This window comes from Paenibacillus sp. PAMC 26794, from assembly GCF_000316035.1.
Classification (GTDB): domain Bacteria; phylum Bacillota; class Bacilli; order Paenibacillales; family Paenibacillaceae; genus Paenibacillus.
The window spans coordinates 19,570-31,103 of sequence record NZ_ANHX01000001.1; the positions used below are offsets into that span (position 1 = coordinate 19,570).

The 11,534-nt window shown below is 45.9% G+C and carries 9 protein-coding genes; all 9 read left to right on the forward strand.

Features of this window, described 5'->3' with window-relative positions:
* Positions 1-266: 266 nt before the first annotated feature.
* Positions 267-2,444: a bifunctional (p)ppGpp synthetase/guanosine-3',5'-bis(diphosphate) 3'-pyrophosphohydrolase gene (locus D829_RS0100095; protein ID WP_017686782.1), complete on the forward strand. Its 2,178-nt coding sequence runs from the start codon at positions 267-269 to the stop codon at positions 2,442-2,444.
* Between the two features lie 12 nt (positions 2,445-2,456).
* The gene (dtd, locus tag D829_RS0100100; RefSeq protein ID WP_017686783.1) at positions 2,457-2,918 is read left to right on the forward strand and encodes a D-aminoacyl-tRNA deacylase; all 462 of its coding nucleotides are present in this window, start codon (positions 2,457-2,459) and stop codon (positions 2,916-2,918) included.
* A gap of 76 nt (positions 2,919-2,994) precedes the next feature.
* Positions 2,995-3,162 (forward strand): hypothetical protein, encoded by a 168-nt coding sequence (locus D829_RS33585; protein WP_017686784.1) that lies wholly within the window; start codon positions 2,995-2,997, stop codon positions 3,160-3,162.
* 266 nt (positions 3,163-3,428) lie between these two features.
* Positions 3,429-3,935: a type 1 glutamine amidotransferase domain-containing protein gene (locus D829_RS0100110; protein WP_017686785.1), complete on the forward strand. Its 507-nt coding sequence runs from the start codon at positions 3,429-3,431 to the stop codon at positions 3,933-3,935.
* Between the two features lie 104 nt (positions 3,936-4,039).
* Positions 4,040-4,486 (forward strand): hypothetical protein, encoded by a 447-nt coding sequence (locus D829_RS0100115; RefSeq protein WP_017686786.1) that lies wholly within the window; start codon positions 4,040-4,042, stop codon positions 4,484-4,486.
* A gap of 631 nt (positions 4,487-5,117) precedes the next feature.
* On the forward strand, positions 5,118-6,386 hold the full coding sequence (locus tag D829_RS0100120) for an SEC-C metal-binding domain-containing protein (protein WP_017686788.1): 1,269 nt from the start codon (positions 5,118-5,120) through the stop codon (positions 6,384-6,386).
* Positions 6,387-7,171: 785 nt separating this feature from the next.
* Positions 7,172-8,425 carry a histidine--tRNA ligase gene (gene hisS, locus D829_RS0100125; protein WP_017686789.1) on the forward strand — a complete coding sequence of 418 codons (1,254 nt, stop codon included), beginning with the start codon at positions 7,172-7,174 and terminating at the stop codon, positions 8,423-8,425.
* Between the two features lie 213 nt (positions 8,426-8,638).
* Entirely contained in the window at positions 8,639-10,417 is a 1,779-nt protein-coding gene (gene aspS / locus D829_RS0100130) for an aspartate--tRNA ligase (RefSeq protein ID WP_017686790.1), read from the forward strand.
* An 18-nt stretch (positions 10,418-10,435) separates the two neighbouring features.
* Positions 10,436-11,194, forward strand: coding sequence for a tRNA threonylcarbamoyladenosine dehydratase (locus tag D829_RS0100135; RefSeq protein ID WP_017686791.1), 759 nt, complete (start codon positions 10,436-10,438; stop codon positions 11,192-11,194).
* Positions 11,195-11,534 lie beyond the last annotated feature (340 nt).

The following is an 11,534-nucleotide window of genomic DNA, read 5'->3' on the forward strand; positions in this document are numbered from 1 at the left end:
CATGAATTTTCCTTCTATTTCAGCAAATAACGGCAATAATACATAAGAAAGAAGAAATACATCCAATCCCCTGTGAGTCATAGGGAAACGGGTTAGAAGTAATTCAGATCAACTATATAAAAATTGGATAAGCGCTCTTATTCGTCAGCAGTTGACGGGAAACGGGCGAAGCGTCATAATTATAGGAAATTACTTTTACGGGGAACCTGTGTTGCTGCACTGTCACGGGTTCCATTTGGTATAGAAAGGACACGGAACAGATCAGAATGGGCATAGAGCAATTACTCGAGAAGGCCGGGGCATATATCAAAGAACCCGATCTGGTGCGCATACGAGAAGCTTACGAATTTGCTGATCAGGCCCACCATGGACAGACGCGAAAATCGGGAGAACCGTATATTCTGCATCCGCTTGCGGTTGCCGACATTGTTGTGAACATGCAGATGGACACCATCTCCATAATAGCAGCGCTTCTTCATGATGTAGTAGAGGATACTACGGTCTCACTTGAAGAGATCCGCAATCATTTCGGCAATACGTGTGCCATGCTTGTTGACGGCTTGACGAAGCTGGAACGTATTCAGTTTCGCTCCAAGGAAGAACAGCAGAACGAGAACTACCGCAAAATGTTCATCGCCATGGCGCAGGACATCCGTGTCATCGTGATTAAATTGGCTGACCGTCTGCATAATATGCGGACACTCAAGTTTCAGTCGGAAGAAAGCCAGCGCCGGATTTCATATGAGACGCTGGAAATTTTCTGTCCGATTGCAAACCGTTTGGGTATCTCTGCAATCAAATGGGAAATGGAGGACATCGCCCTCCGTTATTTGAATCCGCAGCAGTATTACCGAATTGCTAACCTGATGCACAAAAAGCGTGCGGAACGTGAGCAATATATTGATACGGTTATGGATGGAATTACGAACAAGCTCGATGAGATGGGAATTCAGGCAGACCTTTCGGGCCGCCCGAAACATATCTACAGCGTGTTCAAGAAAATGACCACCAAAAACAAGCAGTTTAACGAAATTTACGACCTGCTTGCCATTCGTATTATTGTGGATAATATCAAGGATTGTTATGCTACCCTGGGAATTATACACACGTTATGGAAACCGATGCCTGGACGCTTCAAAGACTACATTGCGATGCCGAAGGCAAATATGTATCAATCGCTGCATACAACGGTAGTTGGTCCCAATGGCGAACCAACGGAAGTACAGATCCGGACATGGGATATGCACCGGACTGCTGAATTTGGTATTGCTGCCCACTGGGCCTACAAAGAAGGCGCTGCGAACGGAAATCATTTTGAAGACAAGATTACGTTCTTCCGTGAAATTCTTGAACTTCAAAACGAAGCACAGGATGCATCAGAATTCGTAGAGTCGCTCAAAATGGATTTCTTCTCGGATCTGGTATTTGTATTTACGCCAAAAGGAGAAGTCATCGAATTGCCAATCGGCTCTGTTCCTTTGGATTTTGCTTATCGAATCCATACGGAGGTTGGTAATCGGACCATTGGTGCCAAAGTAAACGGTCGGATTGTTCCGCTCGATTATCATCTGAAGACAGGTGATATCATCGAAATTTTGACGTCCAAACATTCTTATGGACCGAGCCAGGACTGGATGAAAATTGCGAAATCTTCTCATGCACGAGCGAAGATCAAGCAATGGTTCAAGAAGGAACGCCGTGAAGAAAACGTTGAAAAAGGTCGGGAGAGCTGTGAGCGTGAACTAAAACGCATGGGGCTTGATCCTTCTGCGTGGATGACGGATGACAAGTTGATGGAAGCTGCCAAAAAATATGCGTTTAATGATATTGATGACATGCTTTCGGCTGTTGGATTCGGTGGGATTACTGCTGCACAGATTGTAACCAAAGCAACCGAAAAACTGCGTAAAGAGCAGGAAGAGTCGAGTTTGCTGGAATTAAATTCCGAGATGCGCGAGCTGAAACCTGCGCCTGAGCGCAGAAATCGACCAACCAACGGTATTCGTGTTAAAGGCATCGATAATCTGCTTGTTCGATTCGCACGATGCTGTAATCCTGTACCTGGGGATGACATTATCGGATACGTTACACGCGGACGCGGCGTTTCCGTACACCGTAGTGACTGTCCGAATATCCCGACAAGTGCAGACGGTGAAGAAGCAGCACGTGTTATTGAGGTCGAGTGGGAAGAGAATATCGAAGCAAGTTACAGTGTGGATATTGAGATTACAGGCCATGATCGGAATGGCTTGCTCAATGAGGTACTTCAGGCTGTATCTGAAAGTAAAACCAACATATCTGCCGTTACAGGACGGACAGATAAAAATAAATTAGCATTGGTGCACGTCACAATTCTGATTCGTAATACGGATCATCTGCAATCCGTTGTAGAACGGATCAAACGTGTGAAAGATGTCTATTCGGTGCATCGGATTATGCAGTAAGGAGCCTGTAAGATGAGGGTGCTTGTACAACGCTGTAAAGAGGCTCAGGTGACCGTGGGAGACGAGCTGACAGGTAAGATCGAATCCGGATTAATGCTGCTCGTGGGCATTACCCATGAGGATACTGAGAAGGATGCCCAGTATCTGGCTGACAAAGTTAGTGGGTTGCGGATATTTGAGGATGATCAGGAGAAGATGAATCTCAGTCTGCTTGACGTTGGCGGTGCTGTATTGTCTGTTTCCCAGTTCACCCTGTACGGAGATTGTCGCAAAGGAAAGCGCCCAAGCTTTGCGACTGCGGCTCGACCTGAAGCGGCAGAACTGTTATATGAAACGTTTAATCAACTGCTACGTGATAAAGGTATTCAGGTTGAAACCGGGCGTTTCGGAGCGATGATGGATGTAACATTTACCAACTGGGGACCCGTGACTTTGATGCTTGAAAGTCCGGTTCGTCAGGAACCACGTGCATAATTTCATAGGGTTCAGGCCATAATAAGGGATAATTCGTTGATGACTATTTCATGATCAAAGGAGTATCCATCCAATTATGCGCCAATCTGCGAAAGAAACACGTACCCGTTCAGAACCTTTGTTACTCCCTGGCAACCTGTATGAATCATTGCACCTTGCCCGTTCGGCTGCTGAGTATGTTGCAACGATCTGGGCACTTCAGGATTCGGACAAAGGGAAGCAGAGTCATCTTCCGCGATCTTGAATGTTTACACAGGGATATAAACATCCGATATTTGGATTATACAGATTCTGAAAAAGTCCTGATTCCTTCCCGAATCAGGACTTTTTGTTGTGAGTTGATCTTTTTTACTATTCGTTGGACGACTTCGTTACAAAATGAAATTACATCGAATTGTTATAAATTGCTCTGGTGAGGGTAATAACAAAACGAGGCACAATGAAGTGCCAATGTACTGAAAGACCCGATTTTATAAAGAAAGTTCGAACACGGAAAGGAGAACATACGTTATGAGTAAAGTTGCTTTTTTATTGGCGAATGACTTTGAAGATTCGGAGATGCAGGTTCCGTATGACGAAGTAAAAAAAGCTGGACATGAAGTGGAGATTATCGGATTAAAAGCCGGTGAGACCCTCAAAGGTAAGGGAGGAAAGGCCTCCTATACCACAGATAAGGCGATTGGTGATGCATCCGCTTCAGATTATGATGCAGTCGTGATTCCTGGTGGATCATCCCCTGAGAATTTGCGAAGTGATACGCACATCTTGAAGTTTGTCACCGAGATCAACAGTGCGAAGAAACCAATTGCTGCGATCTGTCATGGTCCGCAAATTTTGGCTAGTGCCGGTCTGTTGAAAGGCCGTACCATTACATCCTATCCACCACTTAAGGATGATATGGTAAACGCAGGAGCAGAGTTCAAGGATCATGAGGCCGTTGTGGATGGAAACTATATTACATCCCGAACACCTGAAGATGAGCCAGCGTTTGTACGTGAACTGCTAAAAGTTATATAAATTCAGCCAGTACAACTGACATACATGGATGTATCTTAACTACGTTACATCGTGACGGTTACAAACTTCACGTTGCATTTCATTCCGAAAAAGGAGGGTTTGACATGACAAAACATATTCAGGCGTATTTTCGAACCGAAGACGAGGCAGAGGGAGCAAGAACTTCACTTCAGACGTTCCGTACAGAGCATTTGGAAGTGGGTCAACTGGACAGTGCGGTAGGTAGAGACACGCGTGTTATGGTGCCACTGGTGCCTTATAATACAGCAGGTGGCGTAGGTACCAACGGAGCAATGGGTGTAGGTGCAGCCCCTGGTGTCCCAGCCAGCGAAAATGTGATCCCTGTAGTAGCCAATGTGGACCGTGATGCAGAACGGGCTTCTCGTGACAGAGTGAATGAGGATGGAGACATGCTGAATGCTGCGGATGTGTCTTCGGCTGATTATGATGATCTGCATTATGTTCTGTCTGCCAAAGTAAGGGATGAGGATTATGACGAGATTGTTCATAAGCTTCGTTCTAACCATGCCTATGTGGAAGATTTGAATTAACATGTAGATACTTCTTGGCCCTTGCACTGCTCGACCACATAGTCGAGTAATGTGCAAGGGCTTTTTAATCAGGAGGATATTAAAAAACTAATTTATAAAGCGCTATCATTTTTGTAATATTACTGTAATATTAGATACATAAGCCTTTAACATAGTGGGCTTATAATAACACACATGACCCCCTTTTTTTATATATCCTTTGAGCCTGCACACCGTGTGCAGGCTATTTTTTTTGAGCTGAGAATGTGTATGTTTTGGGCAGAGCTTACCCCTTTATTCAATTTTTGCTAGAATAGAGAGATGGGTTTATATATTCTACAGCGAATTGTTTTCATAGTTGGGCTACATTGGACGGTAAATCTAGCTCCAGCGATTGGGTTCAGGCGAATCCAATCCTATGACAGAGAGTATGAGGAATTCATCACCAGAGTGATCGGTCATATTCAAGATGAACATATACTCGCTGAAACGGCCCCGCCTTTTTTATATAAGTACGGGGCAGCCATTTCTGCTTGATCGATGGAATTTGAAAGTTATATAGAATGCCTCGTTTGAGAAATGACACCTACAATGCTAAAGCAACAGAGTTCTCATGCGAATGGCTAGAGACAGATTTAAGGGGGAATTAGTTTTGAGTAAGGTTGGAAGAAATGATGTATGCCCATGCGGTAGTGGGAAAAAATATAAGAAATGTTGTCTGAACAAGGAGTCCTCTGCGGTAGAATCCGTACTGCGGTTGATATCAACGGAGCAGCCTGTCCAGGAATCCTCGATTAAGCCTGAGAGCAAGCTGACCTTGACCAAGCTGAAAAAGATGGTGACAAGCGATTTGAAATGGGAGCATCCGGCTCACGAACAGCTGGCCCTGCAGACTATTGAGAACATGAGGAACCAATACGAGCCAGAGGTAATTTTGGAAGCTCTGGTGCTATGGAACGGCTACTCCCGTCAGACCCGCCCTACTGTGAAGAAGACAGGCTCGTTCTCTGCTGCAATTGAGTATTTGCTGTCCGAGGAATACGGCTTCAATGTCTCAAAGGCTGAGCTGGCTGATAAATATGAGGTAACGACAGGCACGATCTCCCGGAAGGTTAAGGAGATGAATAGTTACATCGAAGAATACGGCATGGGCGGTGAAACGGACGAGCTATTGATGCTGAACGGTCCAGGCAGATCGAAAGACAAAGCACAGGCTCTGCTGTCTAAGGCGATGGAAGCGAGCTCTTCCAAACGGAGAGTACATCTGGCGGAAACAGCGCTGGAGATGTATCCTGACAGTTCTGATGCGTATCTCATTTTGGCTGAGGAATCGGACAATGAGAATGATGCACGATCTTACCTCAAGGAAGGAATCGCTGCTGGCAAACGTGAACTAAGCGAACTGTTCTTTGAGGAGAACAAAGGGGACTTCTGGGGGCTTCATGAGACTCGTCCCTATATCCGAATATGCAAAAGCTACGCCGAATCCTGCTGGTTTGGCGGAGATGCCAAAGAAGCAGCACATATTCTGGAGCATATTCTAGAGCTTAATACGGAAGACAATACCGGAGCACGTTACCTGCTTGCTGCTGTGTATTTGTACAGTAACCAATTGGATCAGGCAGAGCAATTGCTGGAGGAGTATGGAAGAGGTGACGCCGCAACGGCCTTTGCCTATGACAAGATCATTCTGGAGTATAAGAAAAACGGAATCACCTCCCAGCTCAAAATGCTGTATCGTGTGGCCCGGGGTGTGAACAAACATGTGCCTGATTACCTGTTGGGTTTGAAACGGCTGCCGCATAACCTCCCTGACTTTGTCGGAATGGGCGACTCCGACGAAGCGATTGAATATGTCATTATGCATTCCCGTTTATGGGCGAGCGCGCCGGATCTGTTGAAGTGGATGCTGCAACAATAGAGGAATAAGAAGCGAATAGAAGTTGGAATTCATATGATGAATCCAGCTTCTACTAGCCATATTTTCTGTGGACTCCTCATACCATGCTGCGTGTGAGCAAAATTTTTAGCGCTATCTTTTCGTGTTAACCCTTGACTTTAGCACTGCGGTTCATTACAATCAGAAAATAATACGTTGACTATAGTCAATACAAGTCGATTTTTGAACTATATTACTGATTTGATGACGGGACCAAGTACTCCGTGCCCACATGACCAGAGAGGAATCCCAAGGCTGTAAGGATTCTCTTGATGAGCGGACGAATGACTTCCCCGAGAACAGACGGCGAACACAGCAGATATGATCTGTTGACCAGTAGCCGGCCTGCGCAGGACGTGCGTTACACGTAGAGCGGAATATCTGCTTGATCAGGGTGCTGTATGCAATCTTGAATCACCAGAGATCACCTGAACGGCTAAAGTGTCAGGTTTCCGGAATGTGGGTGGTACCACGGGTGAATGTATATTACACAATCTCTCGTCCCTTTGTTTGCTGTATATACAGCGACAGGGCGAGGGATTTTTTTGTTATATAAGTTGATTCTAACATTTATACCATAACGGAGATTGTAGAACCAATCTGTAGAAGCGAAGCGTTCGCCTTTATCCCCGGATTTTCACATTGGAAAATTAATTCAAATAATCTGGGGATAACAGCGATCGAAAGATGGTACTACAATCGGAGTGGCCAAGTGTAACATTTCTGGAATTACTTTTAGAGAGAAAATCAATGCTGGAGGGATCAAGATGGCTTTTCAAAAACCGACTGGAACGCAGGACTTACTGCCTGGAGTTGTCGAGAAATGGCAGTATGTAGAAGAAAAAGCACGAGATCTGTGTCGACGGTTTAATTACCGTGAGATTCGTACACCGATCTTCGAACAGACTTCTTTATTTGTACGCGGTGTAGGAGAGACTACCGATATCGTTGAGAAAGAAATGTATACCTTTGATGACAAAGGCAATCGCAGCATGACTCTTCGTCCGGAGGGAACAGCGGGTGTTGTCCGTGCGTATGTAGAGAACAAAATCTACGGCGAACCGGATGTGAGCAAGCTCTATTATATCGGTCCAATGTTCCGGTACGAGCGTCCGCAGGCAGGTCGTCAGCGTCAGTTCCACCAGTTTGGTGTAGAAGCCATCGGTGCGCTGGACCCGGCGATTGATGCCGAAGTAATTGCACTGGGCTACCAGTTGTGTGTAGAGCTCGGCTTGAAGGATGTTAAAGTGGAGATTAACTCGGTAGGTAATTCAACCAGCCGTGCAGAATATCGCGAAACGTTACTTGGGTTCCTTAGACCAATGAAAGACAGCCTGTGTAAGGACTGTCAGTCCCGCATGGAGCGTAATCCGCTGCGTGTACTCGACTGCAAAGTCGATCAGGACAAATTCGTAGGGGCACCTTCCATACTGGATAGCCTGGATGAAGAGTCTTTGAATCACTTTGCCAAGCTGCAGGCATACCTGGATGATTTCGGAGTGGATTATGCTGTGAACAATCGTCTGGTACGGGGCTTGGATTATTACACACTGACTGCTTTTGAATTAAAAGCCCAAGGAATTGGAGCGATTGATACGGTTGGCGGCGGTGGCCGATACAATGGTCTGGTTGGAGATATTGGTGGACCTGATCAGCCGGGCATCGGCTTCGGTATTGGTCTGGAGCGTATTCAACTGATTCTGGAGCACCAAAACATTGAGGTTACTACGCTGGCTCCACTGGATGTATACTTTGTTGCTCTGGGAGAGGCAGCTGATCGTGAAGTGAACCGTCTGTTGTTCAAACTTCGTCAGTCTGGACTGTCTGGGGAACGTGATTATCTGGGCCGCAAGATGAAAGCACAGATGAAATCAGCTGACCGTTTCAAATCCCGCTATACTGCCATCCTTGGTGATGACGAGCTGGAGCGTGGTGAAATCGCCCTCAAGTCGATGGATACGGGTGAGCAACAAACCGTGAAGCTTGATGATCTGGTAGCGGCAATTCGCGAAGGTAAATAAGTACGAAGTGTGACATTAAATCTTAAACATTCAAGTAAAACAATTGATCCGGCAAAAATGCTGAGGTTCACCAACATTTTCGACTAAGCGGAAATTGGCGAGCCAGAGGTAACATGCCTTTTCGAATACATGGTCTACACGTAACCGGACTGTTGAAGAGCAGGCACTAACTGCCCATACAGAACGGAAATTCACATAATGAGGAGTTTGGTTATGAAAAGAAGTCATCATTGCGGCGCATTAACACCCGCACACATCGGTGAAACAGTAACATTGAACGGTTGGGTTCAGACCCGCCGTGACTTGGGGGGCGTACTCTTCATCGACCTGCGTGACCGCAGCGGGATTGTACAAGTTGTCTTTAACCCGGCTTATTCTGGTGAAGCTCTGCAAATCGCAGATCGCGTACGTAGCGAGTATGTTATCGCTGTAACGGGTAAAGTCGTTAAACGTGATGCAGAAACAGTTAACAAAAACCTGCCTACTGGCGAAATTGAAGTTCAAATTACAGAAATCGAAGTGCTGAATGCGGCAAAAACACCTCCATTCTTCATTGAAGATGGTGTCGAAGTTGATGAATCTCTTCGTTTGAAATATCGTTACCTGGACCTGCGTCGTCCGGAAATGTTCGAAACACTGAAACTGCGTTCCAAAGCATCCAAAGTGTTCCGTGACTACCTGGATGGAGAAGAGTTCGTTGAAGTGGAAACACCAATCCTGACCAAGAGCTCTCCGGAAGGTGCGCGTGATTATCTCGTACCGAGCCGTGTGCATGAAGGTGAATTCTTCGCTTTGCCACAATCCCCACAAATCTACAAACAATTGCTTATGGTAGGTGGCGTTGAGCGTTATTATCAGATCGCTCGTTGTTTCCGGGATGAGGATCTGCGTGCAGACCGTCAACCAGAATTCACTCAAGTCGACATCGAGACTTCTTTCTTGCAACAGGATGACCTGCTGCCAATGATGGAAGAACTGATGGCCAAATTGCTGCGTGAAACCAAAGGTATTGAGCTGGAATTGCCTTTCCAACGGATTACGTATGCAGATGCAATGGGTAAATACGGTTCAGACAAACCAGATCTGCGCTTCGGTATGGAACTGGTTGAAATGAACGATATCGTAGCGAACAGTGGTGTGAAAGTATTTGCTTCTGTCATCGAAAAAGGTGGAGAAGTGAAAGTACTGAACGCTAAAGGCTGCGGTACATGGAGTCGTAAAGAGATCGATGATCTCGGACCATTTGCTGCACGTTACGGTGCGAAAGGTCTGGCTTGGATTCAAGTAAAAGACGGCGAGTTCAAAGGGCCAATCGTGAAGTTCTTCACGCCTGAAGAAATCGAAGCTGTCAAAGAACGTACTGGTGCTGAAGATGGCGACTTGTTGCTCTTCTCCGCAGACACTAAAAAAGTGGTTGCTGACGTTCTGGGCGCATTGCGTCTGAAAATCGGCCGTCAACTCGGACTGATTGATGACAGCAAATTCAAATTTGCTTGGGTTGTGGACTTCCCACTCCTCGGATATGATGAAGATGCAAAACGTTATGTGGCAGAACACCATCCGTTCACACGTCCAAAAGATGAAGATGTACATCTCTTCGACACTGATCCGGGTGCAATCCGCGCTCAAGCCTATGACCTTGTTCTCAATGGTTATGAAGTAGGTGGCGGTTCGATGCGTATCTACAAACGTGATGTTCAGGAGAAAATGTTTGCTGCCCTTGGACTCTCACCTGAAGTAGCGAATGATAAATTCGGCTATCTGCTGGAAGCATTTGAATACGGAACTCCACCGCATGGTGGTATTGCCTTTGGTCTGGACCGTCTCGTCATGATACTGGCAGGCCGCACGAATCTGCGTGAAACGATTGCCTTCCCGAAAACGGCAAGTGCAACGGATCTGCTCATGAATGCACCTTCCGAAGTGGATGACTCTCAATTGGAACAACTTCACATCCGTGTAGCCCGTAAACCGGTAGCGGAAAAGAAATAAAGGAGGCATCGATTCTCAATGCTCCATCAATTTTCAAGAACAGAACTTGCGATCGGACCGGAAGGTCTGGACACGTTGAAGAATAGTACAGTCGCTGTGCTCGGTATTGGCGGCGTAGGTGGAATTGCTGTAGAAGCTCTTGCACGTAGCGGCGTTGGGCGTATCATCCTGATTGATAAAGACGTCGTGGACATCACCAACATTAACCGCCAGATTCATGCTCTGACTACGACAGTGGGGCAGAAAAAAGCGGATCTGATGGTGGAACGTGTGAAACTGATCAATCCGGAATGTGATGCGATTGCCCTGAATATGTTTTACACGGAAGAAACGTATGAGGAATTGTTCAAATATGAACTGGATTATGTGCTGGATGCATCCGATACGATTATCTATAAAATCCATCTCATTAAAGAGTGCCTTAAACGTAAAATTCCGATGATCTCCAGCATGGGTGCGGCGAATAAAATGGATCCAACGAAATTCCAGGTTGCGGATATTTCGAAAACGACCATGGACCCGATTGCCCGTGTTGTGCGTACCACACTTCGTAAAGACGGCATCAAAAAAGGTGTGAAAGTGGTCTTCTCGACTGAAAAGCCGATGAAACCACGTGAGGACGTAACACAAAAAATCGTTCCCGAGAATGCTCCGGAAATTCGCAAGGCTAAACAGCCACCTGCGAGTAACTCATTTGTGCCTCCGGTAGCTGGACTGATTATGGTCAGTGTTGCGATTAAGGATTTGTTAGAGATTGCAGAGAACGAGCAGCAGTAACTTGTTGCCAACTGAAGAAGCGTGGATGCTGATAAGGCATCTGCGCTTTTTTTTGTGATCATACTTCGCAGGAGAGGAGCGAATGGGACGCTAATCATCTATGACAGCCGAACTGTATCCCTAGATAAATGTCAGAGTTACGTCATGTACTTCAAAGTCAAAACCGTGTATGATATTCACTGCTGCGCGAAATGATGATACATACATAATGATTTGCGGCCATATAAGCTAAATAAGATTTACACAAGAACGAAGAGGACAGAAGAAACCTAGAAGAAGCAAAGACGTTCGCCTAAAAGACTTTCTTGAAAGAAAGACTACATCGGAAGGCATACGCTAT